We start from the raw sequence: 26,059 nt of genomic DNA, 5'->3' as shown, positions 1-26,059 counted from the left end.
TCGGCACGACCGCGCACGGTCAGCGGCATAGGAAGGCGTTGAGCGTCTTCGGTCTGGCGTGGGGAACGTCCTCCTGATGCGCTTGTCGGGCTTGGTGTCCCAAAGCGCAAGAAGGAGGACGTTCATGAGTAACGGTAGTGGTGTCTCTCGTGGTGATCGGAACCGGAACGCACGTCTGTCGCGGCTGCGGGCGGCCGTCCCGGTGACGAACGCGATCGTCGGGATCGATCTGGCCGATCGCAAGCAGATGGTCGTGGTCACCGACCACGACTCCAAGGTCCTGGCCCGGCGCACGTTCCGGGTCAAGGCGTGGGACCTGGGCGCAGCGTTGGACTGGGCCACCGAACGCGGTGCCCGGGCCGGCTTCACGGGGGTGACGGTCGCGGCGGAGCCGACCGGGCACCGCTGGCGGGTCCTGGGCCAGCTGGCGGACGAACGCGGGATGGCGTTGGTGTGCGTGCAGCCGGCGGTCTGCTCGTGGGTGCGCAAGACCGAGGACCTGACCAGCGACAAGACCGACGACAAGGACGCGGTGCTGATCGCCCGCCTGACCGCACAGCTGCGCTGCTACCTGCCCGAACCGGTCGACGAGACCTGGGCGAGGCTGCGGCACCTCGGCACCCGCCGCGAACAGCTGAACGGCGAGCACGTGGCGTGCGTGCAGCAGGTCCGCGACCTGCTCGAGTGCGTGTGGCCGGCCGCGCTGGACGCCGCCGAGCACCCGTTCAAGTCGACCACCTGGGTCGCCGCCCTGACCGTGGTGATGGACCGCGACGGTGGCGACCTGTCCCGCACCCGACGCCTCGGCCCGGCCCGGTTCGAGCACGCCGTGCGCCGCGAAGTGACCCGCCGCGGGAAGGTCCGTCCCTGCCTGCGGATCGTCCGCCGCCTGTTCACCGCCTTGGCTGACCCCGCCGGGGTGATCGCGCACCGACCGGCCGCGTTCGAACGAGTCGCCTGGGTGATCGACGACTGGGACCACGCCAAGGCCAAGCTGGCCGACACCCAGGCCCGGATGGTCACCGTCCTGGACGAACTGGACCTGACCGCCCTGGCCTGCTCGATCGACGGGCTGTCGGCGGTCGGGGCCGCGGCAATCCTGGCCGAGACCGGCGACCTGAACAGGTTCACCTCCGCCCGGGCCGTGGTCAAACACGCCGGCCTGGCCCCCCGAGAACGTAAGTCGGGCGCCTTCACCGGCCGTGCCCACGTCACCGGCGCCGGCCGCCCACTGCTGCGCGCCGCCGCCTGGCGGGCCGTGTGGGGTTGCCTGCAAACCAACCGGGTGTACGCCGCCCGCTACCGGCACCTGACCGGCCGGGAAACCAACCGGCTGACCCCGACCCAAGCCCAGACCGCCGTCGCCGCAGCGATCCTGCGCCAGCTCCACTACGTCATCACCCACCGCCAAGCCTGGGACCCCGTCGTCGCCGCCCACGGCACCAAGACGCTGGAGGTGGTCGCCGCATAACCCGATCCGCACCGCACAGTCAGCCAGCAGGACGCGACCCAAGGGCTGGGGCGGGGCGAGCCTTCCGCGGCATTGAGAACCACCAGGTATCTCGACGCTCATCACAGGCCGCCCCGTCCCGTCGTCGACACAACCCGATCACACGCTGCCGAGCACACCTCGATTACCGCTATGCAGGGACCGACGACCAGGACACGGGCACCCGCCCACCCTTGACGCTAAACGCCTCACGCTGATGAGCGGATGCTCAGTTCGGGTGCGACGGAGCCTTCGACGCATGGCCGCCAGACGCAAGCGCGACGTCAAGCCCTTCGCCGACGTTGTCCAGGACCTGCCTGCGGCGACCGGTATGCAGATGCAGCCGATCATGAACCTTGCGCCGCAACCAGCACGAACTCACTGCCTACGTGCGTGTGGCGGCCACGACATCGTCGGCGAGCTTGCCGAAGAGACCTTCGATTGCGGTGTTCGTCAGCAGAGCCAACGTCACGCCCAATGTCGGATCGACGAACCACCTGTGCCCGTAAATCCCACCCCACCAACAGGTACCGGGCGAGTGGGGCACTCCGGCCGCGTCCGGGTCCATGATGACGCTGCCTCCGTAGCTGTGGCCTTCGCCGGGCCGGTCATCGACGGTCAAGTCGCCGAGTTGGTTGCCCATCATCAGCGCCGCTGTAGCAGGGGTCAGGATCGGACCGCCGCCCGTTCGGATCAACTCCAGGAAGTGCACGAAGTCCGGCGCTGACCCGATCATTCCAGCGCCGCCTGAAGGAAAGGCCGTTGGGTCGAACGCCCGTCCTGGGGAGAATTCGATCAGGCTGCCGGGGACGACGTGACCCTCCCCCATCAGTAGTGGTTCGGGCGTCCCGTCGCCATACGCAGCCGCCAAACGTGCGCGGTCAGCGACCTGGAACGCGGTGTCGTTCATCCCCAGCGGCTCGGTGACAAGCCGAGAGACCACCGAGGGCAGCGCCTCACCGGTCGCGTGCTCGATCACGGAGCCGAGTACATCCGTGCTGACCGAGTACTGCCATGACTCGCCCGGAGCGAAGTCGAGCGGCGCCGAGGCAATCCGGGCGACGTTCTCGTCCAGGGTCAGCCCGGAAGACCCAATTCCGTCGCAAACGTCCGCCTGGTGGTAGGGGCCGTCCGGCGAAGCTTCGTTGAAGGGGTACGAGAGCCCAGAGGTGTGGGTGAGGAGGTGGTGAATGGAGATCGTCGCAGGCGTGCCGTCTGCCAGTGACGGGCGAAACGTCCGAATCCACCGCGTGACAGGCTCGTGGAGCTCAAGGGTGCCCTGCTCCACCAAAACCAGGGCCGCAGCGGCGACAATTGGTTTCGTCAGAGACGAGTAGCGAAACAGTGTGTCTACCGTCATCGGGCGATGGCTCTCGCGATCGGCGAGACCGACCGCACGCCGGTAGACGATCTCTCCGCCCTGCATCACGATGAGCACGGCCCCGACCAGACGAGCCTCGGCCAGCGCCTTGCCCAATGCGTCGTCAAGCGCGGCACACCGTGTCGACCACGTCTCCTGGGCTGGTGCAGCGGCCATTTGACCGAACTCCGATCGAACTTCCCGCGCTCTTTCGATCCGCTACTCAGCCTAGACCTGGACCTCAGCAGGAGGACCTCACGTTCGGTGTCAACAAACGTTCAGCCGGTGATCGCGTCGGTCCCGGCCATCGCCGAGAACGGCGTGTCGGAATCGTCCAGTTCGACTAGGCCGCGTGGGGCCAAGCTGCCCCAGACACCACCCTTTCCAAAACCGAAGCCATTGCCCGCCCTCCTCAGCGACATCGCCAACGTCATCCCAACGCCGCGCAGTGGACGGAGCTTCGCGGCCTCCTCGTCTCCGCGCGATGGCCGAGCAGCGCGCGGCCCAACCGGGAGCCTCATCGCCTGGTTGGGCGACTGCCTCCTGGTAGGCGGCACATCCGCTCGTCGCAGAACCGGTAACTCCAGTGCAGCGCCGCGACCGTCTAGACACTGCTCGGTGGCCCGAGCTGACCGAAGTCGAAGAGCGGCTAGGCGTCGAGCCGTACATGCGTCTGTCGAACACGGCCAGGGCGCGAACGTAGGTGCTGAGCACGGGTGCGTCGAAGTGCCGCAGCCGTGCTCAGCGTTCGTGGCACTCGCGCCAGGTCGCCAGAGCGAACGCCGTTGCCACGAGGTGCTAGGCGCGCTCAGTGAGATCAGATGCGGAAGAACAGGTTCAGGTACTTCTCGGCCAGGGCCGCGTCCCCGCGCACCGTGCCGGAGTTACTGCGCCCGAACGCCGTCAGCACCAGGCTCCCGGCGTCGAACTCGATGTAGGCGGGCAGGTTCTCGATCTCGCCCGGCTCGTAGCTCAGCCCCTCCGGCCCGACGGTTACCCGGTAGTCGCCGGCGTTGCGGCCGGTGACCCGGATCCCGATGGTGAAGGGTTCGCTGACCTGGTCCATCTTCACGGTGCCGCGCCAGATCTCGAACATGAACGGCACCAACAGGTCCGCGGCGTCGCCGGACAGCCCGTGCGCCTGGCCGCTGCCCTGGCGGATGTCCCAGGAGTGCACGCCGTAGTCCATCAGCTGGCCCGCGGCGTAGAAAGACGCCGGCACCGGACCCATGTACGGGTGGGTCACCATGTAGCCGGTCCAGTCCTGCGGCCCGATCGGCTCGAGGATCTCCTGCATCTTGGCGAAGTCCGAACGCAGCCGGTCCATCATCTCGGCCTGCGGCACGCCCCGGAACGTCCGGGCCGCGTCGTCCACCTTCTCGGCCATCACGGCCAGCCCGTAGGGCTCGGGGACCTCGCCGGCACCCTGAGCAGCGTCGAACGCGCGGAAGTACCCCTCGGTGGTGTCGATGATGTGCGCCACCAGGTCCCGCGAGGACCAGCCGTCGCACGGCGTCGGCCGATCCCAGGCGCCGGGCGCCTCGGCGAGCGCGAAGAACTGCTCGGCCTCCGTGCGCACCACCCCCATGATGGTGTCCTTGCCTTCGTACGTCATCGCGTTCCATGCGGTCATGACCGACGCCTCTCGACAACCCCTGCTTGCGTTCTGGATGGTCCCTACTCGTCGAGCTGCGCGCCGCCGAAGTACATCAGCGGGTCGCTGAGCAGCTCGATCTGGATGCCGTCGGGGTCCTTGAAGTACATGGACTCCTCGATCCCGAGATCCGGCCCGGCGTATGTGACGCCTTCTGTGTCGAGGCGCTCGCGGAGCTTCTCCCACTTGTCCCGAGGCACCGAGATCGCGATGTGCTGCACGCTGCCGATCGACTCGACGCCGGGCTGCAGACCCAGACCCGGGAAGTCGAAGAAGCCCAGCAGCGTCTGGTTGCCGAGGTCGAAGAAGAAGTGCGAGGACCCCTGGTAGTCACGGTTCTCGACCAGCTCGACCAGAGGGAAGCCCAGCAGGCCTTGGTAGAACTGGATGGTCTGCTCGACGTTCGAGCAGATCAGCGCGGCGTGATGGATGCCGCGCCCGTTGGTAGCCGGTCGCTCGGGGACCGGCTGCAGGTACTGCTCTCGAAGCTGCTGGCGGCGCGACTCCAGCTCAACCAGCTCAGCGTCCGTTGGCATCGCGTACCTTCCTGCTGGGCTTCGTTGCCGCTACTCGCGCATCGTAACTCCCGGTTTGTCCCGGCGGTAGTTGCCTGCGCAAGAAACTTCGCCGGATTCCTCTGCGTTGACGGCGTGCCGCGGCTGGGGTGGACTCGTGCCCGTGCCCCTCGACGACCTGGACCGGTTCGCCTACCAGGCGCTGCCGATGCGGGTCCGGTTCGGTGCGGGCTCGGTGCGGCTGCTGGACGACGAGGTGCAGCGGCTCGGCCTCGGGTCCGTGCTCGCCCTGTCGACGCCGGGCCAGGCCCAGCTCGCGCGCGACGTGCTCGCGCCGCTGGGGGAGCGGTGCGCTGGCGTGCACGCCCACGCGCGGATGCACGTACCGGTCGAGGTGGCCGAGACGGCCCGCGCCGAGGCGGCGCGACTGGGTGTAGACGCTCTGGTCGCGGTCGGCGGCGGCTCGGCGATCGGGTTGGCAAAGGCCGTCGCCCTGACGTCCGGCCTGCCCGTGCTCGCGGTGCCGACGACGTACGCAGGTTCCGAGATGACGTCCGTCTGGGGGCTGACCGAGGGGACGGTGAAGCGGACCGGACGCGACCCTGCGGTCCTGCCGGTCAGCGTGCTCTACGACCCCGAGCTCACCCTCGCCCTGCCGGTCGAGGTGTCGGTGACCAGCGCGCTCAATGCCATGGCGCACGCGGTCGAGGCGCTTTACGCTCCGGACCGCAACCCGATCATCACGTTGATGGCGCAGGAGGCGATCCGCAGCCTGGTCTCGGCACTGCCGGACGTCGTTGCCGACCCCAGCGGGATCGAGGCCAGGGCGACGGTGCTGTACGGCGCGTGGCTGGCCGGCGCCTGCCTCGGCGGGACCACGATGTCCTTGCACCACAAGCTCTGCCACGCCCTGGGTGGGGTTTCAGCACTGCCGCATGCGCCGACCCACGCAGTGGTCCTGCCGCATGTGATGGCCTTCAACCTGCCGGCGCTGCCCGCGCTGTCCCGTCGCCTCGAAAACCTGCTGGGCGGCGGCGACCCGGCGACCGACCTGTGGGAGCTGAGCGGCCTGCTCGGCGCGCCGGCGTCGTTGCGCGAGCTCGGCATGCCGCACGCCGACCTCGAGCCGGTGGTGCACGAGGTGCTGGCCACGCCGTACGCCAATCCCCGCGAGGTCACCGCGGACGGCGTCCGAGCGCTGCTCGAGCGTGCCTGGTCCGGCGCGCCGCCCGCAGACCTGTTGCGCGAGAACGGCTAGCACGCCGTCGGCTCTCCGAACCAGGTCGCCAGCGCCTGCGGCAGCGCTGGATCCGCGAGGTCCCCGACCCAGGCGACGTGACCGTCGGGCCGGATCAGCACCGCTGGGGGAGGGTCGACCTCGCCGAGCACCGGGATCTCCCACCTGCCGTCGTACGTCGCGTCGACCAGCCGGGCCCGGTCCGCCCAGCCGGAGAGGTCGAAGCCGCCGGGTTCGCCGAGGTTGAGCAGCACCGGCCGGGCGTTGTGCAGCAGGGCGTAGACCCGCGTGGGACCCGTCGCGGTCTGCAGGTCCAGGTCCGGCATGCGCCGGCCGAGCAGCGGGTGCCCGGCGCCGAGGTCGTAGTGGACGTCGAGACCGGTGAGCATCCCGGCGATGCGGCGGCGCGGCTCGTCCAGGCTCAGCAGCTCGGCCATCATGGCTCTGGTGGCCTCGTGACGTTCGTCGGGGACACCGAGGGTGACCGCGACCATCGTGTTCTGCTGCACCCGGGCACCGACCGGGTGCCGTTCGGCGTGGTAGCTGTCCAACAGGACCCCCGGTGAGGTGCCGCTGACCACCTGAGCCAGCTTCCACCCCAGGTTCACCGCATCCTGCACGCCGACGTTGAGGCCCTGGCCGCCCTGCGGAGGATGCACGTGCGCGGCGTCCCCGGCCACCAGCACCCGGCCGCGCCGGTACGAGGCCGCCTGCCGGGACACGTCGGTGAACCGGGAGATCCAGGTCGGGCTGTGCACGCCGAAGTCGCTGCCGTAGGCATCGACGAGCACCTCACTGAGATCCTGCAGGGTCGGCTCGCCGGTGTGCTCGGGCTCCCGTTCGGTCAGCACGACCCGGTACGGCCCGCCATCCTCCCCGCGGTTGGCGGGACCGATCCCACCACCCTCGCGGCGCACCCCGATCACCGGGTCGTCGGCCATCTCGACCTCGGCGATCATCCAGCTGGTGGAGGCGGCCACTCCGACGAAGTCGATACCGGCCGCCTTGCGGACGACGCTTCGTCCCCCGTCGCAGCCGACCAGGTACTCGGCCCGCAGCGAGTCGTCCCCGGACAACCGGACCTCGACCCCACCGTCGTCCTGGGCCAGGCCCACCACGTCGCAGCCGCGACGGATCGGGACCCCGAGCTCAGCGACCCAGTCCGCCAGGATCGGCTCGAACAGCTTCTGCCAGAGCCCGAGCACATAAGGGTGGCGGGTCGGGAAGTCGCTGATGTCCAGACGGAGCCCGGCGAACCCGACAGCCTGCACCGTCTGCCCCGCCTCGAGAAACCGGTCCGCGACGCCACGCTGGTCGAGCACCTCGATGGTGCGCGAGTGCAGCCCCCCGGCTCGCGATCCGTCGACGGTCTGGCTGGTGCGTCGCTCCACGACGACGACGTCCACCCCCGCCAGTGCCAGCTCGGCCGCCAGCATCAGCCCGGTCGGGCCGCCTCCGGCGACCACCACCGCGTGCTCGGTCATCCACGACTCCTCGCGTCACAGGCCCTGGCCCCGATCGGTCCAGCGTCAACCCATGGTCAGCACGGCCGGGTCGGCTGCGGCAACCCCTCGGGCCTCGGTCGAAAGCGACACGCCCGGGCCGTTGAACCTCTGGCCCCGCAGTCCCGTGGACCACGTGACCGCCCTCCGTCCGTGGCGGGCGGCAACGCCGAAGGAGGCGTCCGTGAGCACCACTCTGCGCCGTCCATCCGTCTGGCTGGCCGTCGGGACCGCCGTGTGTGCGGTGTCCGCTCTGGCCGCGGGCACTGCGAACGCCGAGGCCGTCGGCCCGACGAGGTACACCCAGGTGAACCTCGTCTCCGACGTCCGCGGCGCTGCCCAGGTCACCGATCCCAACCTGGTCAACCCCTGGGGCGCGTCCTACCTCGGCACCAGCCCGCTGTGGGTGTCCGACAACGGCAAGGACGTGACCACCCTCTACGCCGGCGGCGTGCACGGTACGCCGCAGACGATCAACTCGCTCGTCGTCTCGCTGCCCGGCGGCAAGCCGACCGGTCAGGTTTCGAACCCGACCACGTCGTTCCTCGTCCGGGACGACGCAGGCATCTCGGCGCCGGCCAAGTTCCTGTTCGTCGGCGAGAGCGGTCACCTGAGCGGGTGGGCGCCCACTGTCGGCGGCGGCGGGACCGTACCCTCCACCCACGCCGTTGACGCCGTCGTCACGCCCGGCGCGGTCTACAAGGGCCTGGCGATGGGCGCCGACCCCGGCGGGCCGCTGCTGTACGCCGCCGACTTCTCCGCCGGCACGGTCGACGTCTACAACGGACTGTTCCAACGAGTCATCACCACCGGCAACTTCCAGGACCCGAAGCTGCCGGCGCACTTCGCGCCGTTCAACGTGATGGTCTCCGGCGACCAGGTGTACGTCGCCTACGCCCAGCAGGACGCCGCCCGCGAGGACGAGGTGGCCGGCACCGGCCGCGGCCGGGTCGACGTCTTCACCCTGCAGGGTGACCTGGTCCGTCGACTGCCCGCCCACCGCACGCTGAACGCGCCCTGGGGAATGACGATCGCGCCCGCCGGCTTCGGCACCTTCTCCGGTGACCTGCTCGTCGGCAACTTCGGGAACGGCCGGATCCACGCCTACGACCGCAACAGCCTCGTCTTCCAGGGCATCGTGCGCGGTGCGCACGGCACGCCGATCAAGATCGACGGGCTGTGGGCTCTGCTGCCGGGCAACGGCATGGAGGCCGGCACCGACCAGGTGCTGTTCACCGCAGGTCCGCAGGACGAGTCCCACGGGCTGCTGGGCACCCTGTCGGTAGCCCACTGATCGACCGGCCGGGTGGCTGTGGTGGGGCCCACAGCCACCCGGCACGATCCGATCGCACTCGTCGCGGCTGCCTGACCGATCGACCGCGGGTCGCTACGGTGTGATCATGTCCGCCACCCGCGACCGCTGCGGCGGCTCGCTGTGGTCGCTGGCCTCCAGCAACTCGATCCTGTCCATCGGCTCCGTGGGATCGATCCTGTCCATCGGGTCGGTCGGCTCGGTGCTCTCGCTCGGCTCGGTCGGGTCGGCCATGTCGATGCTGTCCCTGGGGTCGTTCCAGTCGATGACCGCGGCCTTGTCCTTCCAGAGCCAAGGCTCGGTGCTGTCCGGGCAGTCCGGCTCCTCGGTGATGTCCTGGCGCTCGCAGGGCGGCCTGATGCAGTCCAGCAGCACTGGGCCGCTGCGCGGGTCCAAGCTCGTCTCCCTCACCGTCGCGGTCGCCTCGGTGGCCGTGGTCCTCGCCGCCCTCGGGCACCGGGCGAGATCCGTCACCGACCCGCAGGCCTGACCGGCGGACCTGGAGGCAGCAATGGGCTCATGGACCGCGGACGACGTCACGCTCGTCGTGGTCGTGGTAGGTCTGCGGCTGCTGGTGCCGTTGCTGCTGCCGATCTTTCCGCTGCCCGCGATCATCGCCTGCCTGGTCATCGACGCGGCCGACCAGACGATCTTCCAGACCCACCTGAGCCCGCAGACATGGGCCTCGGTGGAGAGCGGCTACCAGGGCTACGACAAGGCGCTGGACATCTACTACCTGTCGATGGCGTACATCTCGACGCTGCGGAACTGGACGAACCTCACGGCCGTCGCCACCGCCCAGTTCCTCTGGTACTACCGGCTGGTCGGGGTCACGATCTTCGAGAGCCTGCACGACGCGGCGGACCCGAGCTCGTGGCGCTGGCTGCTGCTGGTGTTCCCCAACACCTTCGAGTACTTCTTCATCGCCTACGAGACGGTCCGGCTCCGCTGGGACCCCAGACGGATGTCCCCTCGTGCGGTCATCTACCTCGCCGCGTTCATCTGGATCTTCATCAAGCTTCCGCAGGAGTGGTGGATCCACGTGGCCGAGCTCGACTTCACCGACTTCGCGGACGAGCACTCTTGGGTGTACCCCACGATCGCGGTGCTCGTGGTCGGCGGGATCCTCGCCTTGTGGCTGAACTGGAAGAGGCTGCCGGCGGCTGACTGGAAGCTGCGGATCGTGGCTGACCGGCTGCCGGCGGTGCCGGACATCCGACCCAAGCTGCTCAGCTGGAGCCTGTTCGAGAAGATCGTGCTGATCACGCTGGTCGTCATCATCTTCAGCGAGATCCTGCCCGACACCACGGCGACCCACCTCAACGTGCTGGTCGGCGCGGCCTTCTTCGTCACTGTCGACTCGGCATACAGCATCGTGGTGAACCTGCGGCGGCGGTCCATGCTGACGTCGGTGTACCTGTTCGTCGGCCTGGTCGCGCTGAACCTGGCGACCGCCGAGGTGCTGCACCTGATCTCCGACCGGTTCAAGATCGAGCACGCGCTGTTCTTCGCGTTGCTGCTCAGCGTGATCGTGACCTGGTACGACCGGTACCGGCCCGTGCTGGACATGCGCCGTGGAGCGGTGGCCGTCGCCAGCACGGACCGGTAGGTCGACGCCCTCAGGCGCCACCGGCGGTCGGTGGGGCCAGCGTCGAGGCGTGCGCGGCCTTCACCTTGCTCCGCGAGGAGCTGTAGTGCGCGGTCGCTCCCGCCGAGGCGAGCAACGCAGCCGCTGGGACGAACGCCTGGAGGGCATCCGAGTTGATGTGACCACCGAACAACGCCGCGACGGACACCCCGAAAGCCAGCAGCTGAGTGAAGAAGGTCTGCCAGAACTCACTGGTGCGGATCCCCCTCTTCGGTTCGGACGGCGCGGCAGGGGCGTCGCCCGGTGACGTGACGGGCCGCACCTCGGCCTCGGCTGCCGGGCCGTCGCCCGTGGCCTCGTCCGCGCCGTCGTCCGTGGCCTCGTCCGTGGCCTCGTCCGTGGCCTCGTCCGCGCCGTCGTCCGCGCCGTCGTCCGCGCTGTCGTCCACGACGTCGTCCGCGCTGTCGTCCACGACGTCGTCCGCGGCGGTCGGGCGAGGGTCAGCGTCCGGGAACCCGGGCTCGAAGGAGTCCAGGTCGTCGAGGTCGCTGAAGTCGTCGTCCGGCTCCTGCGCCGGCACCAACGTCCTGGCGGTCGCGACGGTGGCGGTGGGGCCTTGGCCCCAGTCGGTCTCGTGCTGCTGTGCGCTCATGATCTTCCCCTGCTCGTGGTTTCTGGTTGGTTGTTGGTGCTCAGTGCTTGACCGGTCCGAAGGCGGCCTTCCAGGTCTCGGGGCCGACGACGCCGTCGACCTCCAGGTGCAGGCGCTTCTGGAACTGCCGGGTGACGGCCTCGGTGCGGCGGTCGAAGACGCCGTCCACCCGTCGGATCGGCGTCCAACCGCGCTTGAGCATGCGGTGCTGGTAGACGGCGACCAGGTCGTGGTGTGGCGAACCGGGGATGAGCACGACGCCGTGCGGCAGCGTCGGGTGCGTGCTCGGGTGCCGCTTGCCGCTGGCCGGGTGCGCCATGTGCTTCGGTGCTCCGTCGGTGGGCGCAGAACCGTTGTGGCTGTAGGGCGGTCGCACGAAGGCAGCGACCGTCCCGCGCGAGCGGTGGTGGTACGCGACCGCGTCGTACCCGTGCGGTCCCGCCGAGTTGCCCTCGATGGTGGTCAGCCGGCCGGCCGGTGAGACGGCGACGACGATGCCGACGTGGTCGGCCCAGCTGTCCTTGTCCCACTCGAAGCAGACGTAGTCGCCCGGCTTGGCGTGCCCGGTCTTGCCACCGGGCAGCACCCAGCCGTGCCGATGGCCGGAGTTCAGGAAGTGCTGGACGCTCGCCCACCCGTGCTCGGGTGAGTCGGCGTCCTTCGGGATCGGGAGTCCGGCCCGCTTCCAGACCCAGGCGCAGGCGAACTGGGCGCACCAGAACGCGGGCGTCAGGCCGTAGGCCTTGCCGTACTTCGTGACGTTGGAGCCGGGCGGTAGCTCGTGGGCGCCGAGCTCGGCGCGAGCGATCGCGATCAGCTGGTGTGCGGAAGACATCGTGCCCCCTCTGGTGGTGATTCCCCTTGCCGGCGATGAGCCGGCAACTTCGAGGATGTGCCCGGCGCGCGGTCGCCCGGATCGGCAGGAAGCCTTAGTCGGGCCGTGCAGAACCCTTAGGTGTCCCGGTTCGGGCGAATGGTCCCGCCCAAGATCGTCGGCACGGGCATACTGGGTTGTCGTGGGAGCGGCGCTCCGGACCGCCTTCATCGGGCGAGAAGCTGAGCGGGGACTGCTGGGGGTTGCCCTGGCGGACGTCGTGCGGGCAGAGCCGCGCCTGCTGCTGATCCGGGGCGATGCCGGAGCAGGCAAGAGCCGGCTCGTCGACGAGTGGTCCGCCGGTCTGGACGACGTGACCGTGCTGCGTGGGGCCTGCCAGCGCTTGGCCGCCACCACGCTGCCCTACGCGCCGGTGGTGCAGGCGCTGCGCCCGGTGGCGGCGGGGCCGCTGCTGGACGACTGGCATCCGGCCGCCGTCACCGCACTGTCGCCGGTCCTGGCGGCCGCCGCGCCGGACCCGGGGCCGGCTGACCGCTGGCGGGGCGCGCAGGTCCTCGAGCTGACTCTCGCGCTGCTGGGCGAGCTCACCCAGGCCGGGCCGGTCGTGCTGGTCCTGGAGGACCTGCACTGGGCCGACCAGGCCACCATGGACCTGCTGACGTTCCTGGCCGGCAACCTGTCCGTCGAGCGCCTGCTGGTGGTCGGGACGCTGCGGCTCGACGAGCCGTCGCAGCCAGCCTGGCTGCGCACCGCGCTGGCACTGCTGGGCTCCCTGCCGCGCTGCTCCCGACTCGACCTGGAAGCGTTGCCGGACGCTGCCGTCCGCCGGATCATCAAGGACGTCGACGCCGAGCTGGGCGAGGACGCCGTCACCGCGCTGGTGCGCCGGGCGATGGGAAACCCGTTCTTCGCCGAGGAGCTGGCGCGGGCAAGTGGACCGGGGCAGCCGTTGCCGGCGGCGCTGCGCGACGTCCTGCTGGTCCGGCACGAGATGCTGCCGCCGGATGCCCGCAAGGTCGTCGAGCTGGCCTGCGTCCTGGTGGACCCGGTGAGCCACGAGCTGCTGACCAGGCTGCTCGACCTGGAGGACGACGAGCTCAACGTCGCGCTGCGCACCGCACTGCGGGACGGCATGCTGCGCCGGCGGGGCAACAACGAGTTCGTCGTCCGGCACGCGCTGGTCCAGGAGGCGGTCTACGGCGAGCTGTTACCCGGTGAGCGGACCACCTGGCACACGAAGGTGGCCGAACAGGTGGCCGCCGACCCCGGCCTGGTGGGTGGGCCCGAGCGGGCGTCCGCCGTACTGGCCGAGCACTGGCAGGCGGCCGGCCGGCCGGACCTGGCAGTCGGTCCGCTGGTGCGGGCTGCACGAGCCGCCGCCGTTCGCCGTGCACCGACCGACGCGGCCCGGCTGTGGCGCTCGGCCCTCGAGCTGTGGCCGACCGACCCGGGTGCGCAGGTGGACGGTCTGGACCGGCCGGCGGCCCGTCTGCAGCTCGCGGCCGCGTTGCGGTGGGGACCCGAGGCGAGCGACGGGGTGCAGACGCTCCACCAGACTCTGATCGAGCTCGACCCGACGGACGACGCCCGGCGCGCCCAGGTGCTGGAGCGGCTCGCGCTGCACCTGAACGACTGCGGGTGGGGCGCCGACGCCCTGGTCGCCGCGCACGAGGCCTGCCTGCTGGCTCCGCGGCTGCGCGGGCGAACCGGACAGAGCCTGGCTGCTCGGTGCTTCGCCACGTTGGGCGCGATCCTGATGGTGCGCGGGCAGTACGTCGAGTCGCACGGGGAGTGCCAGCGGGCCCTGGAGCTGTCCGCCTCGGCCGACGACCTGGCCACGACCGCGTACGCACTGGCCGTGGAGGGGGTCAACCGGGTCGTCCTGGACGGACCTGAGCGCGCCGTCGCCACCGTGCGGCAGGCGCTGGAGCTCTCGGACCGGTCCGGCGACGTCGAGGCGACCGTCCGGGCCTGGGTGAATCTCACCTACGTGCTGGAGAACGCCGGCCGGTGGGTCGAGGCGGTGCAGGCCGCGACGTCCGGCCTGGCTGTCGCCGAACGCAACGGCCTCTCGTTGACCGCCGGCGCTCTGCTGTCGGCCAACCAGGCGACGTCGTTGCTGGCCTGCGGCAAGTGGGTCGAGGCGAGGGCGGTGCTGGAGGGGCTGCTCGCCCAGGCCAGCGGGCCGACGTCCGCCACCTCACGCTCGTTCCTCCAGGCGGTGCTGGCCGAGGTGCTCGTCGAGCACGGCGCGCTGGACGAGGCCGAGCAGCGACTGGCGGACGTCGGGCCGGTGGATCCCGGGGACGTCGTGACCGCGAACCAGCTGGTGATCGCCTCCGGGGCGCTCGCCCTGGAGCAGGGGCGGCCGCAGGTAGCCCTGCTGGACGTCGTGCGGCGCCAGGAGTCCACCCAGGACGACCCGACGACCGGGTTGCGGATGTGCGCGCTCGGGCTGCGGGCGCTCGCTGACCTGGCCACCCTGCCGCCGGCCCTTCGCCCGGCCGGCTCGCCCTCGGCCGACGTCCTCGTCGGGTACGGGGACGAGCTGGATCGACAGGCCGAGACGTTGGCCGAGCTGGCCCCGTGGCTGCCGCCGTGCCAGACGTTGCTGGTGGTGTGCCGGCAGGAGCTCGCCCGGGCCCGGGGGACGGCGTCCGCGCAGGGGTGGGCCGACCTGGCAACTCACTGCGTGGCGGCCGGCCAACCGCAGCTCGCCGGCTACGCGTGGCTGCGCCAGGCCGAGCAGTCGCTGGCGCAGCGCGGACCGGCGGCGGTCACCGGACCGCTGCGCGCGGCCGCACAGGTGCTCGCGCCGCTCGGCCCGGGACTGCTCGCCTCCTGGGTGCTCCGGCTGGCGTCCGTCAGCCGGGTGGCGGTGGACGACCTGCTCCAGGTCCCGGACCAGGAGCAGCCGGACGGCGTGGACGGGTCTACCGCCCGCGGGGTGCTCGCCGACCTCACCGTCCGCGAGCGGCAGGTGCTCGGTCGGATCGCGCGCGGCGAGACCAACCGGCAGATCGGCAGCGCGTTGCACATCACCGAGAAGACGGCGAGCGTGCACGTGTCCAACATCCTGGCCAAGCTCCAGGTGCACAACCGCTCGGAGGCGACGGCCATGGTCTACCGCCTCGGGCTCGACGAGGAGGTCATGTTGTGAGCGATCCGAGCAACGGCGACGGCGGGACGGCCTACGGGCCCGTCCTGATCTTCTTGGACGGACAGGTCTTCGTGTACCTGGGCGATACGGCCCCGGACGACCTGCGGGAAGAGATCAGGAAGGCGCTGGAAGGGGAGCTGATCCTGCACCCGCTGGAGGTCGCGGCGGTGCGGCCGGACGGTTTCCAGGCCAACAGCGTCGGTTGGCTGACCATCCGTGGTGACCGGGTCGGCAGCGTCGCGATCACCGCACCGCCGGTGACCCACGCCCACGCGGCCACCGGTTACGTGTTCGGCTGACACCGTGCGCGGTCAGTAGGGTCACCGGCGTGGAGCTCTCACGGACCCCGGACCTGCTGCTGCGCAGCTGGCGCCCGGACGATCTGGACGGGTTCTTCGACGTGTACTCGCGCTGGGACGTGATGCGCTGGCTCGGTCCGCAGCCCCGCCGCGCCGTGGTCGACCTCGACGAGGCTGCTGAACGGCTGGCCCGCTGGGTTCAACGTGGCCTGGATCTGAGTGCACCGCAAGGGTTGTGGGCGATCGTGCCGCTCTCGGCCGGGGCCGTGGACGGCGTCCCGGTCGGGACGGCGATGCTGATGCCGCTGGACGACGAGACCGGTCGCACCGATGAGGTCGAGGTCGGCTGGCACCTGCACCCCGACCACCAGGGCAAGGGCCTGGCCACCCGGGCCGCGCGGGCACTGCTCGACCGGGCGGCCACCGCCGGCTACCCGCGGGTGCTGGCCCTCACCGACCTGGACAACGAGCCGTCGCAGGCTGTCGCGCGCCGGCTCGGCATGGCCGACGAGGGGCCGACCGACCGCTGGTTCGGGCTGACCATGCGGCAGTTCGCCGGGAGCTCGACCTCCGTGCAGAGATGAGTTTTGCGGCGCCGTCCGGTCTGCCCTGGTGACGACCGATCTCAGGAGGCACTGATGACCCTGCCCGACATCGTCTCGCCCGAGCAGTGGCGCAAGGCACGCGTGGAGCTGCTGGTTCGCGAGAAGGAGTACCGGCGCAGCCTGGACGCGCTCAACGCCGATCGGCGGCGGCTGCCGATGGTGCGCGTCGAGAAGGACTACCGGTTCGACGGTCCGGACGGCGAGACCGACCTGGCCGGCCTGTTCGACGGCCGGCGGCAGCTGATCATGCAGCACGTGATGTTCGACCCGGCCTGGGACGACGCGTGCCCGAGCTGCACCGCTGCGATCGACGAGCTGTCCGACGGTCTGCTGGACCACGTCCGGTCCCGGGACACCACGTTCGTGCTGGTCGCGCGGGCACCCCTGGCCAAGATCGTGGACTACCGGGACCGCAAGGGCTGGACGGTGCCGTGGTTCTCCTCGTACGGCAGCGACTTCAACTACGACTTCCACGTGACGCTGGATGCCAGCAAGGCGCCACTGGAGTACAACTACCGCTCGGACGCCGAGTGGCGCGAGCACGGCTGGCCGGACGGACTGGGCAAGGCGGGGGAGTCGTCCGAGCAGCCGGGGTACAGCTGCTTCCTGCGGGACGGCGACGAGGTGTTCCACACGTACTCGACCTTCGGGCGGGGCACGGAGCAGCTCGGCGGCGGGTACGCGTTCCTTGACATGACGGCGCTGGGCCGCCAGGAGGACTGGGAGGAGCCGAAGGGTCGCGCCGACGCGACGCGCGGCGCGGTGCCGAACTTCGAGGACTGAGCCGGGTGGGGGTCACCCGGGCGCCTGACCTCGCTCCAGCCGGTAGCGAACGAGAACCGGGTACGGCGGGTACTGCGAGGCCGACCGCTGACCGGTGTCGGTCCACCCTCGCCGTTCGTAGAAGCGCCGGAGTCGATCTCCCCCTCCCAGCGACGGCGGACGGCTTCGCGAGGAAACGGATGCTCCTGCTGGGGAAAGATGTGCTCGAGCCCCTGCACCGCGCCCTCCTCCTGCAGCGCAAGGAGGTCATCGAGGTCCGAGAGTCGCAACGGTCGCAGGCGACCACCCGTCCAGGGCCGCGGCACAGATCTGGTCGGGGGGACGACCAGGGCGCTCGGGTCGGCGGCCTCGGGTGGCTCCATCTAGCTCTCGCTCGGCGGCAGTCCTAGCGCGGCCGGCAGGATCCGGTCCGTCATCGCCTCGATGACCACCTCGGCGTCCGCCGGCCCGAGCTGGGCGGCCAACCGCACGCTGGCCGATGCCAGGTGTGCGCACATGAACCCCAGGACCTCCAGGTGCCCAACCATGCTTGCAGGGACCGCGTCCCGGAACGCCTCGGCCAGCATCCCTCCGGTTCGCCGGGTGTCCTCGATGTCCTGCTGCACGAGCTCCGGCACGGACGCTGCCGCCGTCCAGATCCCGGCGAAGTTCGGATCGTCGCGGTACAGGGCCCAGTAGGCACGCATGGCGCTCGTCATCGCGGACAGGGCCTGTTCGGTGCTGGTGACGTTGCCCACGGACTCGAGCATCATCGTGCGCACTCGCATCGCGGTGCGTTCCAGCAGCGTGTGCAGGATCGCCTGCTTGTTCGGGAAGTACCGGTAGATCGAGGGCAGCGAGACCTTGGCCGCCTTGGCCAGCCCGCTCATGGACGTCGCCGAGATCCCGTCGCGGGCGATCATCTCGGCCGCGACGTTCAGGATGTGCTCGACGCGCTCTCGACTGCGCTGCTGCCCCGGTTGTCTGCGCACGGCCGACAGGTCCACGTCCGACATCAGCTGCCTCGCCCTCCCCCTAGTCCACGATCCAGCTGCCGGACCGCTCGGTGCGACACTCTGCCACGCCATCGGCCAACGGCGTTCCACCGGCTGTGCAGCCACAGTCGCAGACCGGCCAGCCGAACGACGGGGGAAGGGCCTGACCAACGTGCCATGCTTGACCCGATGAGGATGTTCGTGGCGCTCACGCCAAGCCCAGGGGCGTTGCAGGAGCTGGCGGACTTCGTCGAACCCCGTCGGGACGCCGACCCTGAGCTCCGCTGGAGCAGCGCCGACCAGTGGCACGTGACGCTGGCGTTCCTGCCCGACGTCCCGGAGCGCAGCCTGGACGACTTGCAGGACCGGCTGGCCCGCGCAGCGTTGCGCCGCAGCGCTTTCGGGCTGTCGGTCAGCGGGGGAGGGGCGTTCCCGGACGTCGCCCGCGCCCGCGTTCTGTACGCCGGGCTGGACCTCGACGACGAGACCGAGCTGGATCGGCTGGCGACCGGGGCACGCGCCGCCGCGAACCGGGCCGGGGCGGGCGCGGACGGCGGCCGGTTCCGCCCGCACCTGACCCTGGCCCGTAGCCGGCACCCGCACGACCTGACGCGTTGGGTGCGAGTGCTCGAGTCGTACCGCGGGCCGCTGTGGTGGGCCGAGGAGATCCGGCTCGTCCGGTCGCGGCTCGGACAGGGGCCGGGCGGTCGACCGGTGCACGAGCTGGTCGAGGCCTTCCCGCTGAGCGTGCCCTAGCAACGATCCCGGCAGCTACGCGTCGCGGATGACGCGTAGCGGCCGAGATCGCGCCGGATCGGGATCCAGCAGGCAGGCTCAGCCGGCCGCGATCGCGGGCTCGGTGACCGCGGCGGCGCCCTGCACCATGTGCGCCGGACGCTCGAACATCAGCACGGCGACCAGCCCGATGACGGCGACGGCCGCCGGCAGCAGCAGTGACTGGGCCATCGCGTCGTTGAAGCCCTGTCGAGCCAGCTCCGGCAGCGACTGGCCGAACGAGGCACCGCTGGCGGCACCGCCCGCACCGCTCAGCTCGGCAGCCAGCCGGGACTGCATGAGTGCGGCGATCGCGGCGCTGCCGAGCACCGCGCCGACCTGCCTGGTCGTGTTGTAGACGCCTGCGCCGGCACCAGCCTGGTGCATCGGCAGGTTGCGCGTCGCCGTGGTGCCCAGCGGCGCCCACATGAAGCCGTTGGCCACACCGAGCAGTGCGATCGGCAGCAGCATGTGCCAGATCGGGTCGTCCGGGCTGAGCACAGCCGCCAGCCAGACCAGGGAGATCGGCAGGCAGGTCAGACCGACGCCGGCGATGTAGCGCGGGTGCACCCGGTCGGTCATCTTGCCGACGACGGGCGCCAGCGCGCTGGTGATGACCGCCATCGGGACCAGCAGCAGCGCCGAGCGAGTCGGGCTCAGGCCACGGACCACCTGGGCCCAGAGCATCAGCGGGAACGCCATCGCGGTGATGGTGAAACCGACGGAGCTGATGCCCACGTTGGCCAGCGAGAAGTTGCGGTCCTTGAACAGGCCCAGCGGCAGCAGCGGCTCCTTGCGGTTGTAGTGCTGCCACACCAGGAAGACTGCCAGCACGACGATCCCGGACACGATCAGCGACACCACGGTGATCGGTCCCTTGATGGTGCCCCAGTCGTACTTCTCGCCCTCCTGGATGCCGAACACCAGCAGGAACATCCCGACCGCGCTCAGCAGCACCCCGAGCAGGTCGAACGAGTGGGTGTGCGTCTCCAGCTTCGGCACCAGCCGCACGGCGAGCACGAAGCCGACCACTCCGACGGGAACGTTGATGAAGAAGATCCACTGCCAGCCGAGGCCGTCCACCAGGACGCCACCGAGGATCGGGCCCACCAGCGTGGCGACGCCGGCGACGGCACCCCACAGGCTCATCGCGCGGCCGCGCTGGGTGGCCGGGAAGGTCCGGGTGATCACGGCCATCGTCTGCGGCGTCATCATCGCGGCGCCGAGACCCTGGAAGACCCGGGCGACGATCAGCTGCTCGATCGTGCCGGTCAGGCCGCACCACAGCGAAGCGGTCGTGAACACGGCGAGGCCGACCAGGTACAGGTTCTTCGGCCCGAACCGGTCGCCGAGCCGCCCGGTGATCAGCAGCGGCACCGCGTAGGCGAGCAGGTACGCGCTTGTCACCCAGACGACCTGGTTCACGTCAGCGTCCAGGTCGCGCAGGATGGCCGGCGTCGCGACGGAGACGATGGTCGAGTCGACCAGGATCATGAAGAACCCGAGGACCAGCGCCCACAGCGCCGGCCACGGGTTCACTATTTGCTGTCGCTCGGCCATTCCAGCTCCTTGTGCTCCAGTCGATCGATCAGGTTGAGGATCCAGTCGCGTTCGGCGGACTTCACCGCGGCCAGGTAGTCGGCGGCCATCCAGTAGGCCTCGGCGACCCCGCGGTCGCGGGCCTGGGCCATCAGCTCTCGGGCGCGGACGACGTCCGAGTCGAGCATGGACGCGCGCTCGCGCAGCTGGTTGATGACCTGGTCGCTGCCGAGGTTGTGCGCCTCGCCGAGCGCGACGGGGAACTGCGGGTACTCGTTGACCGGGGCGTTCAGCATCTCGAGCAGCCGCCAGCGCAACGCGGCCCGCCCGGTCGAGGTGATCTCGTACGTCGTCCGCTCGGGGCGGTTTCCGGAGCGTGCGGTGCCGCAGGCCCGGACGTGGCCGAGCGCGGCCATCCGCTCGACCGTGTGGTAGAGCGAGCCGGGCCGCACCTTCACCAGCTCGTCCTCGTGGCGCTCCATCAGCAGCTGGAACATCTCGTAGGGGTGCATCGGTCGCTCGACGAGCAGGGCGAGCACCGAGACGGCGAGCGGGGTGAGGCCAGCGGCCATGGTTGCGCTCCTCTCACCTCGGTTGCTCCGGCGGGATTGAACCGCGCCGATTATTCCACGCGGAATATTAGGTCTGCCGCGAAGACGACGTCAAGCCACGCTGTCAGAAGGCACCGACAGTCCACGTTCGCGCCAGGCCCGCAGGTGCGCCCGAGCGTGCGGTGGTGGGTGCGGCGAGTCGTGACCGGCGTCAGGCCCCGCGGACGGTCTCGTCGGACGTCGGCTCCGCGTCGACCCCGGCGGCCACTGCGGCCTTCACCCGGTACATCGCCCGGTCGGCCTCGTCGAGCAGACCCTCGACGTCGAGATCGGGCCCGGTCGTGCTCACCCCGACGCTGGCCCGCAGCGTGATCGGCCCGGCCGGTGACGGCACGCGCAGCGCGGCGACGGCGTCGGTGACCCGCTGGGCCAGCGCCCGCCCGACCTTCTCGTCGGCGTCGTGCGCGAGCACCACGAACTCGTCCCCACCCAGTCGCACCACGACGTCCTCGGTCCGCGCCACGCTGCGCAACGTGCCGGCGACGGCGCGCAGCACCTCGTCGCCGACCACGTGGCCGTGCACGTCGTTGACCGCCTTGAAGGCGTTCAGGTCGATCACCAGCAGGCTGTGCCAGGGGTGGTGGCCGACGTCCGGTGCGACGTCCCCGACCCGCTCGGCGGCGGCGCGCAATGCCTCGTTCAGGGCCCGGCGGTTGCCGATCCCGGTCAGCGGGTCCTCGCTGGCCTCGCGCTGGGCGATCTCGGTGTCCCGGCGCAGCCGCTCGACGTCCAGCGCGGCCTTGGCCCCCTGGAGCGTGCTCAGGCGCTGCTGCCAGAGCACACGTGAGAGCAGCTGGCCGTACGAGCGTCCGGCCGCCGCGCCGGGCACGCCGGCCTCAGCCTCCAGCTCGACGAGCAGCCAGCCGATCGTGGCGCAGACCTGCCAGTCCCCGGTGGCCCGGGCGTGCTCAACGGCCTCGCGTGCGGTGGTCAGCGCCTCGTCGCGCTCGCCGACGGTCCACAGCGCGCGGGCCAGCCACCCGCCCACCTGAGCCCGGGTGCCTTGGTGGTCCAGGTGGTCGGGGTCGGCGAACGCGGCGCGCATCTGCGGGAGCCAGGACGGCGCGTCGGGCAGCGGGCGCGAGCACAGCTCCATCGCCAGCGACGCGGTGAGCAGGGTCGACGCCTGCACGCCTCGGGCCTCGGCGACCGCGTCGATCGCGTGCGCGTGGCCGATCGCGCGGTGCCGCGCGACGGCCTCGTCGTCGCCGTAGTCGAGATCGTGCTCGGCCGGCTCGTGCTGGACGACACGTTCGAGCTCGTCGGCCCAGCGCAGGTGCAGCTCGGCGAGGTTCAGCATGTCGATGGCATGAGCCGAAGGCAGCGGGATCGGGCTCGCGTCCAGCCGGGCAGCCGCCTCCAGGTGCGGCTGCGCCAGCTCGTACAGCCGCAGCTTCAGGTAGCAGACGCCCAGGCCGGTGTGCGCCCAGCAGCGCAGTCCCGGGTCGTCGCAGGCGGCGAGCTCCACCTCGGCCCGCGCGAGGTCCAACAGCGCCTGCTCGACGTGGCCCTGCCGCAGCAGCGCGATGGCGCGCAACGAGCGGGCATTGGCGGCCCATCCGTCCGAGGATGCCTGCACGGCAAGCTCGAGGGCACGCTCTGCGGCGACGACCTGCTGCTGCGGCGCCTGCCGGACGTACTCGACGACCGCGACGGCATAGCTCAGCGCGGCCTGGTCGGCGGGCGAGGCGCCTGCGCACGAGGCGAGTGCGGACTCCGCGAGCTCGTCCGCTGCGTCGACCTGGCCGTCCTGAGCAAGTGCCATGACGCGCGCAGCGGTCGCAGGCAGGTTCACACCTGCATCATCGGCTGCACTGGCCCCGCGGATGAGCCGAATGCGAGTATCCGCGCGAATCCGTCGTGTTAGACGACCCGGACGGCCCTTCCTGCGCACCGGACGACGTCCCCCGGCTCGAGCTGTCTGCCGCGCCGGGTGTCCACCTCGTCGTTCACGGTGACCAGCCCGGCGGCGAGCAGTCCCTTGGCGTCGGCGCCGCTCTCCGCGAGCCCGGCCAGCTTCAGGAGCTGCCCGAGCCGGATTCCACCCTCACCGACGGCCACGTCTTCCATCCCTTGATCATGCCAGCAACCGTGGCGCGCGGGCATACCCCCAAAGAAGTGTTTGACAGTTCTGCAACGGCGCCCCAGACTCCTGCCATGAGCGACGCCGAGATCCCGCTACGGGCCTTCGCGCACCCGCTGCGGCTGCAGATCCTGTCGCTGCTGACCGGCACCGCGATGAGCGCTGCCGAGGTCGCGCGAGAGATCGGTGGCACCCAGGCCAACGCCAGCTACCACCTACGCCAGCTGCTCGACGCCGGCCTGCTCGACGTCGCCGAGGCGGTTTCCGTGCGCGGCGGCATGGCAAAGCGCTACCGGCACGACCCGCAGGTCGGCAACCGGCTCACGCCGGCCGGCACGAACGACCGCCTGACACTGGCGGCCGCTCTGGGTGAGGAGCTTCGTCGGCGCACGCTGCGGCGCAGAGAGGGCGTGCCCGGTCCGTTGACCGACGCTGAGCTCTGGGTCGACCCGCAGGTCTGGGAGGACGTCTGCAACCGAGTGGTGCAGGCGATGACCGACCTGCACGACGCCGCCCAGGCGCCCCGCGCCCCCGGCACGATCCGCACCAGCACCACGATGTCCATGTTCGTCATGCACCCCGAGCCGGAGCCGAGATGACCACCACCAGGAACGCTGCCGCAGAGCCCTTGCGGCACAGCGGGTTCCGCTGGCTGCTCACTGGCCGGTTCGCCAGCTACCTCGGCAACGCGGTGGCGCCCGTGGCACTCGCGTTCGCGGTGCTCGACCTGACCGGCTCGGTCAGCGACCTCGGGCTCGTCGTCGGCGCCCGATCGATCGCCAACGTGCTGCTGCTCCTGTTCGGCGGTGTGCTGGCCGACCGGCTGCCACGCGCCCTGGTGCTGCGCGGGTCCTCGTACGCTGCGGCGCTCACCCAGGCCGTCGTCGCCGTGGTGGTGCTCACGCACACCGCGACCATTCCGATGCTGATGGTGCTCGGTGTGCTCAACGGCGCGGTCGCCGGCATGTCCTTCCCGGCTTCGGCCGCGCTGACCCCGCAGACCGTTCCCGGGTCCCTGATCCGCCAGGCCAACGCGCTGCTGCGGCTCGCCACCAACACGGCGCTGATCGGTGGCACGGCGATCGGTGGCGTGCTGGTGGCCGGCGTCGGACCGGGGTGGGGGATCGCGGTGGACGCGGCGAGCTTCGCCGTGGCCGGCCTGTGCTTCTCGCGGATCCGGGTGCCCGACCTGCCGTCCTCGCCGGGCGCCGCGACCAGCACGCTGACCCAGCTGCGCGAGGGCTGGGGCGAGTTCGTCAGCCGCACCTGGGTCTGGGTGGTCGTGGTCGCCGCAATGGGCCTGAACGCTGCCTACACGGGCGGCATCGCGGTGCTCGGGCCGGCGGTCGCCGACGACTCGATCGGACGGCGCAGCTGGGGGATCGCACTGGCCGCCTCGACGGCGGGGATGCTGGTCGGTGGGCTGGTCTCGCTGCGTTGGCAGCCCCGGCACGCCCTCCGGCTGGCTGTCGCGCTGTCGCCGCTGGCCGCGCTGCCGCTGCTCGCGCTGGCCTACCTGCCAGTGCTGGCGGCACTGGCCGCCGCGCTCTTCCTGACCGGGCTGACGTTCGAGCTGTTCGGCGTCGCCTGGGACGTCTCCATGCAGGAGCAGGTGCCGGCGGAGAAGCTCGCCAGGGTGTACTCCTACGACGCCGTCGGCTCGTTCGTGGCCATCCCGCTCGGCGAGATCCTGGTCGGCCCGATCGCGCACGCCTACGGGGTCAGCACGACGCTGACCTGGTGCGCCGTCCTGGTGGTCGCGTCATCGCTGTTCGCGCTGTGCAGCCGCAGCGTCCGCACGCTGACCAGGATCGATCAGCCGTCGGAGCTGCTCGAGCCGGTGGGCTGACCGAGCGCCGCGAGCACCTCGTCGTGCAGCAGCCCGTTGGTGGCCACCGCATCGCCGCCCCACGGGCCGTCCTGTCCCGTCAGGGAGGTGAACCGGCCGCCGGCCTCGGTGACGATCGGCACCAGCGCGGCCATGTCGTGCAGGGCCAGCTCGGGTTCGCAGGCGATGTCCACCGCGCCCTCGGCCACCAGCATGTACGACCAGAAGTCCCCGAACGCCCGGGTGCGCCAGCAGCGCTCGCACAGGTTCAAGAACGCACGCTTGCGACCGGCCTCCCGCCACCCGCCGAGGCTGGAGTACGACAACGAGGCGTCCGCCACGGAGCCCACCGACGACACCGCGAGGCGGCTCGCCTGGGACAGGCTGCGCCCGCTCCAGGCGCCCGAGCCCAGCGCCGCCCACCAGCGTCGTTGCAGCGCAGGCGCAGAGACCAGGCCCAGCACCGGGCGGTCCTCGTCGACCAGCGCGATCAAGGTGGCCCACACCGGCACTCCGCGGACGAAGTTCTTGGTGCCGTCGATCGGGTCGATCACCCAGCGCCGTGGCCCGTGGCCGGTGGTCTCCAGCTCCTCGCCCACGACGGCGTCGCGCGGCCTGGTCCGTTTGAGCTGGGAGCGGACCAGCTCCTCGGCGCGCAGGTCGGCGTCCGAGACCGGCGTGAGGTCCGGCTTCGACTCGACCCGCAGGTCGGTGGCCCGGAAGCGATCCATCGTGAGCGCGTCGACCTGGTCGGCCACGACGTGCGCGAGCCGGAGGTCGTCGTCGTAGGTCGGCACGGTGGCAACCTACCGCCTGGCCCACCCGGAACGGCTGACGTAACGTGCTGGACGTGGCGGACTCCGCGCCGGACGACGCAGCCCGCGCCGAGGCGGTGCTGCGGGCGTTCGTGCGCCCGGACGGCTCCCTGAGCTCCATCCCGGCCAGGCGGTCAAAGCGGTTGGTGGTGCTGGACCGAATCTCACAGGTCTTCGACGTGGGCACGCGCTACCCCGAGTCAGAGGTCAACGCGCTGCTGCGCGCCTTCCACCCCGATGTGGCCGCACTGCGCCGCTACCTGGTCGACGAGGGGTTCATGACGCGCAGCGCGTCGGTGTACTGGCGAAGCGGCGGGACCGTGCTGCTCGACGCACCCGACGACCCGGCCCGCAAGGACCCGCCCCGAGGTTGAACCCGCGCGGGCTGCCGACCTTGGTCGGGGCTGGTGGGGCATCATCATCGGCAGCAATCCGGTCACCCCG

The 26,059-nt window shown here is 70.9% G+C and carries 25 protein-coding genes; 13 read left to right on the top strand and 12 right to left on the bottom strand.

Annotated elements, in window-relative coordinates; genetic code table 11:
* The first annotated feature begins 202 nt into the window (after positions 1-202).
* On the top strand, positions 203-1,471 hold the full coding sequence (locus ACPPVT_RS15920) for an IS110 family transposase (protein WP_426561914.1): 1,269 nt from the start codon (positions 203-205) through the stop codon (positions 1,469-1,471).
* Between the two features lie 403 nt (positions 1,472-1,874).
* Here ACPPVT_RS15920 and ACPPVT_RS15915 read toward each other — a convergent pair whose 3' ends face one another.
* The 3 genes from ACPPVT_RS15915 to ACPPVT_RS15905 form a co-directional block, all read right to left on the bottom strand.
* Positions 1,875-3,026, bottom strand: a complete 1,152-nt coding sequence (locus ACPPVT_RS15915; RefSeq protein ID WP_426561912.1) for a serine hydrolase domain-containing protein — start codon at positions 3,024-3,026, stop codon at positions 1,875-1,877.
* 640 nt (positions 3,027-3,666) lie between these two features.
* Positions 3,667-4,482 (bottom strand): maleylpyruvate isomerase family mycothiol-dependent enzyme, encoded by an 816-nt coding sequence (locus ACPPVT_RS15910; protein ID WP_426561910.1) that lies wholly within the window; start codon positions 4,480-4,482, stop codon positions 3,667-3,669.
* Positions 4,483-4,526: 44 nt separating this feature from the next.
* The gene (locus ACPPVT_RS15905; protein ID WP_426561909.1) at positions 4,527-5,039 is read right to left on the bottom strand and encodes a VOC family protein; all 513 of its coding nucleotides are present in this window, start codon (positions 5,037-5,039) and stop codon (positions 4,527-4,529) included.
* 187 nt (positions 5,040-5,226) lie between these two features.
* On the opposite strand from ACPPVT_RS15905, the gene ACPPVT_RS15900 reads away from it, so the two are divergent.
* Positions 5,227-6,276 (top strand): maleylacetate reductase, encoded by a 1,050-nt coding sequence (locus ACPPVT_RS15900; protein WP_426567179.1) that lies wholly within the window; start codon positions 5,227-5,229, stop codon positions 6,274-6,276.
* On the opposite strand, the gene ACPPVT_RS15895 is transcribed toward ACPPVT_RS15900, so the two are convergent.
* Entirely contained in the window at positions 6,273-7,739 is a 1,467-nt protein-coding gene (locus ACPPVT_RS15895; protein WP_426561907.1) for an FAD-dependent monooxygenase, read from the bottom strand. The genes ACPPVT_RS15900 and ACPPVT_RS15895 overlap by 4 nt on opposite strands.
* 202 nt (positions 7,740-7,941) lie before the next feature.
* On the opposite strand from ACPPVT_RS15895, the gene ACPPVT_RS15890 reads away from it, so the two are divergent.
* The 3 genes from ACPPVT_RS15890 to ACPPVT_RS15880 all read left to right on the top strand — a co-directional run bounded on the left by ACPPVT_RS15890 (position 7,942) and on the right by ACPPVT_RS15880 (position 10,678).
* Positions 7,942-9,051: a TIGR03118 family protein gene (locus tag ACPPVT_RS15890; protein ID WP_426561905.1), complete on the top strand. Its 1,110-nt coding sequence runs from the start codon at positions 7,942-7,944 to the stop codon at positions 9,049-9,051.
* Positions 9,052-9,157: 106 nt separating this feature from the next.
* The gene (locus ACPPVT_RS15885; RefSeq protein ID WP_426561904.1) at positions 9,158-9,559 is read left to right on the top strand and encodes a hypothetical protein; all 402 of its coding nucleotides are present in this window, start codon (positions 9,158-9,160) and stop codon (positions 9,557-9,559) included.
* Between the two features lie 21 nt (positions 9,560-9,580).
* Positions 9,581-10,678, top strand: coding sequence for a hypothetical protein (locus tag ACPPVT_RS15880; RefSeq protein WP_426561902.1), 1,098 nt, complete (start codon positions 9,581-9,583; stop codon positions 10,676-10,678).
* A 10-nt stretch (positions 10,679-10,688) separates the two neighbouring features.
* Here the strand turns inward: ACPPVT_RS15880 and ACPPVT_RS15875 are convergent, their stop codons facing one another.
* Positions 10,689-11,309: a hypothetical protein gene (locus tag ACPPVT_RS15875; RefSeq protein ID WP_426561900.1), complete on the bottom strand. Its 621-nt coding sequence runs from the start codon at positions 11,307-11,309 to the stop codon at positions 10,689-10,691.
* A gap of 40 nt (positions 11,310-11,349) precedes the next feature.
* Entirely contained in the window at positions 11,350-12,144 is a 795-nt protein-coding gene (locus tag ACPPVT_RS15870) for a peptidoglycan-binding protein (RefSeq protein WP_426561898.1), read from the bottom strand.
* A 181-nt stretch (positions 12,145-12,325) separates the two neighbouring features.
* On the opposite strand from ACPPVT_RS15870, the gene ACPPVT_RS15865 reads away from it, so the two are divergent.
* From ACPPVT_RS15865 to ACPPVT_RS15850, 4 genes are read left to right on the top strand one after another with little or no spacing between them, the layout of a single operon-like run.
* Positions 12,326-15,304 carry a helix-turn-helix transcriptional regulator gene (locus ACPPVT_RS15865; protein ID WP_426561896.1) on the top strand — a complete coding sequence of 993 codons (2,979 nt, stop codon included), beginning with the start codon at positions 12,326-12,328 and terminating at the stop codon, positions 15,302-15,304.
* On the top strand, positions 15,301-15,603 hold the full coding sequence (locus ACPPVT_RS15860; protein WP_426561894.1) for a hypothetical protein: 303 nt from the start codon (positions 15,301-15,303) through the stop codon (positions 15,601-15,603). The genes ACPPVT_RS15865 and ACPPVT_RS15860 overlap by 4 nt, the downstream gene beginning before the upstream one ends.
* Positions 15,604-15,632: 29 nt before the next feature.
* Positions 15,633-16,187: a GNAT family N-acetyltransferase gene (locus ACPPVT_RS15855; protein WP_426561892.1), complete on the top strand. Its 555-nt coding sequence runs from the start codon at positions 15,633-15,635 to the stop codon at positions 16,185-16,187.
* Positions 16,188-16,241: 54 nt separating this feature from the next.
* On the top strand, positions 16,242-16,991 hold the full coding sequence (locus tag ACPPVT_RS15850) for a DUF899 domain-containing protein (protein WP_426561891.1): 750 nt from the start codon (positions 16,242-16,244) through the stop codon (positions 16,989-16,991).
* A gap of 362 nt (positions 16,992-17,353) precedes the next feature.
* On the opposite strand, the gene ACPPVT_RS15845 is transcribed toward ACPPVT_RS15850, so the two are convergent.
* A complete protein-coding gene (locus ACPPVT_RS15845; protein WP_426561889.1) occupies positions 17,354-17,986 on the bottom strand; it encodes a TetR family transcriptional regulator in 633 nt (210 codons plus the stop codon).
* A 168-nt stretch (positions 17,987-18,154) separates the two neighbouring features.
* Here ACPPVT_RS15845 and thpR point away from each other — a divergent pair, with 168 nt between their 5' ends.
* A complete protein-coding gene (thpR, locus tag ACPPVT_RS15840) occupies positions 18,155-18,721 on the top strand; it encodes an RNA 2',3'-cyclic phosphodiesterase (RefSeq protein WP_426561887.1) in 567 nt (188 codons plus the stop codon).
* Between the two features lie 78 nt (positions 18,722-18,799).
* Here thpR and ACPPVT_RS15835 read toward each other — a convergent pair whose 3' ends face one another.
* The 4 genes from ACPPVT_RS15835 to ACPPVT_RS15820 all read right to left on the bottom strand — a co-directional run bounded on the left by ACPPVT_RS15835 (position 18,800) and on the right by ACPPVT_RS15820 (position 22,959).
* Positions 18,800-20,299, bottom strand: coding sequence for a DHA2 family efflux MFS transporter permease subunit (locus ACPPVT_RS15835; protein WP_426561885.1), 1,500 nt, complete (start codon positions 20,297-20,299; stop codon positions 18,800-18,802).
* Positions 20,278-20,850 carry a PadR family transcriptional regulator gene (locus ACPPVT_RS15830; protein WP_426561883.1) on the bottom strand — a complete coding sequence of 191 codons (573 nt, stop codon included), beginning with the start codon at positions 20,848-20,850 and terminating at the stop codon, positions 20,278-20,280. The genes ACPPVT_RS15835 and ACPPVT_RS15830 overlap by 22 nt, the downstream gene beginning before the upstream one ends.
* A 190-nt stretch (positions 20,851-21,040) precedes the next feature.
* Positions 21,041-22,684 (bottom strand): diguanylate cyclase, encoded by a 1,644-nt coding sequence (locus tag ACPPVT_RS15825; protein ID WP_426561881.1) that lies wholly within the window; start codon positions 22,682-22,684, stop codon positions 21,041-21,043.
* A 68-nt stretch (positions 22,685-22,752) separates the two neighbouring features.
* On the bottom strand, positions 22,753-22,959 hold the full coding sequence (locus tag ACPPVT_RS15820) for an RNA-binding S4 domain-containing protein (RefSeq protein WP_426561880.1): 207 nt from the start codon (positions 22,957-22,959) through the stop codon (positions 22,753-22,755).
* An 87-nt stretch (positions 22,960-23,046) separates the two neighbouring features.
* Between ACPPVT_RS15820 and ACPPVT_RS15815 the strand changes: the two genes are divergently transcribed.
* Together ACPPVT_RS15815 and ACPPVT_RS15810 are read left to right on the top strand one after the other, a co-directional pair.
* A complete protein-coding gene (locus ACPPVT_RS15815) occupies positions 23,047-23,571 on the top strand; it encodes an ArsR/SmtB family transcription factor (RefSeq protein WP_426561878.1) in 525 nt (174 codons plus the stop codon).
* Positions 23,568-24,821: an MFS transporter gene (locus ACPPVT_RS15810; RefSeq protein WP_426561876.1), complete on the top strand. Its 1,254-nt coding sequence runs from the start codon at positions 23,568-23,570 to the stop codon at positions 24,819-24,821. Before ACPPVT_RS15815 ends, ACPPVT_RS15810 begins: the two co-directional genes overlap by 4 nt.
* On the opposite strand, the gene hisN is transcribed toward ACPPVT_RS15810, so the two are convergent.
* Positions 24,788-25,597: a histidinol-phosphatase gene (hisN, locus tag ACPPVT_RS15805; protein ID WP_426561874.1), complete on the bottom strand. Its 810-nt coding sequence runs from the start codon at positions 25,595-25,597 to the stop codon at positions 24,788-24,790. The genes ACPPVT_RS15810 and hisN overlap by 34 nt on opposite strands.
* 53 nt (positions 25,598-25,650) lie before the next feature.
* Here hisN and ACPPVT_RS15800 point away from each other — a divergent pair, with 53 nt between their 5' ends.
* Positions 25,651-25,989, top strand: coding sequence for a DUF2087 domain-containing protein (locus ACPPVT_RS15800; protein WP_426561872.1), 339 nt, complete (start codon positions 25,651-25,653; stop codon positions 25,987-25,989).
* Positions 25,990-26,059: the final 70 nt, after the last annotated feature.

It is taken from the genome of Angustibacter sp. McL0619 (genome assembly GCF_049994355.1).
Taxonomy (GTDB): Bacteria; Actinomycetota; Actinomycetes; order Actinomycetales; family Angustibacteraceae; genus Angustibacter.
The sequence above is the reverse complement of the archived record's forward strand: the minus strand, read 5'-3'. Positions and strand labels throughout refer to the sequence as shown.

Bases quoted from the DNA above. Each gene is read 5' to 3' on its own strand.
- ACPPVT_RS15850 (WP_426561891.1), top strand. From the start codon at position 16,242: ATGACCCTGCCCGACATCGTCTCGCCCGAGCAGTGGCGCAAGGCACGC.
- ACPPVT_RS15915 (WP_426561912.1), bottom strand. From the start codon at position 3,026: ATGGCCGCTGCACCAGCCCAGGAGACGTGGTCGACACGGTGTGCCGCG.
- ACPPVT_RS15885 (WP_426561904.1), top strand. From the start codon at position 9,158: ATGTCCGCCACCCGCGACCGCTGCGGCGGCTCGCTGTGGTCGCTGGCC.
- ACPPVT_RS15905 (WP_426561909.1), bottom strand. From the start codon at position 5,039: ATGCCAACGGACGCTGAGCTGGTTGAGCTGGAGTCGCGCCGCCAGCAG.
- ACPPVT_RS15830 (WP_426561883.1), bottom strand. From the start codon at position 20,850: ATGGCCGCTGGCCTCACCCCGCTCGCCGTCTCGGTGCTCGCCCTGCTC.
- ACPPVT_RS15900 (WP_426567179.1), top strand. From the start codon at position 5,227: ATGCGGGTCCGGTTCGGTGCGGGCTCGGTGCGGCTGCTGGACGACGAG.
- ACPPVT_RS15880 (WP_426561902.1), top strand. From the start codon at position 9,581: ATGGGCTCATGGACCGCGGACGACGTCACGCTCGTCGTGGTCGTGGTA.
- ACPPVT_RS15835 (WP_426561885.1), bottom strand. From the start codon at position 20,299: ATGGCCGAGCGACAGCAAATAGTGAACCCGTGGCCGGCGCTGTGGGCG.
- ACPPVT_RS15845 (WP_426561889.1), bottom strand. From the start codon at position 17,986: ATGTCGGACGTGGACCTGTCGGCCGTGCGCAGACAACCGGGGCAGCAG.
- ACPPVT_RS15815 (WP_426561878.1), top strand. From the start codon at position 23,047: ATGAGCGACGCCGAGATCCCGCTACGGGCCTTCGCGCACCCGCTGCGG.
- ACPPVT_RS15910 (WP_426561910.1), bottom strand. From the start codon at position 4,482: ATGACCGCATGGAACGCGATGACGTACGAAGGCAAGGACACCATCATG.
- ACPPVT_RS15895 (WP_426561907.1), bottom strand. From the start codon at position 7,739: ATGACCGAGCACGCGGTGGTGGTCGCCGGAGGCGGCCCGACCGGGCTG.
- ACPPVT_RS15820 (WP_426561880.1), bottom strand. From the start codon at position 22,959: ATGGAAGACGTGGCCGTCGGTGAGGGTGGAATCCGGCTCGGGCAGCTC.
- ACPPVT_RS15810 (WP_426561876.1), top strand. From the start codon at position 23,568: ATGACCACCACCAGGAACGCTGCCGCAGAGCCCTTGCGGCACAGCGGG.
- ACPPVT_RS15875 (WP_426561900.1), bottom strand. From the start codon at position 11,309: ATGAGCGCACAGCAGCACGAGACCGACTGGGGCCAAGGCCCCACCGCC.
- thpR (WP_426561887.1), top strand. From the start codon at position 18,155: ATGAGGATGTTCGTGGCGCTCACGCCAAGCCCAGGGGCGTTGCAGGAG.
- ACPPVT_RS15870 (WP_426561898.1), bottom strand. From the start codon at position 12,144: ATGTCTTCCGCACACCAGCTGATCGCGATCGCTCGCGCCGAGCTCGGC.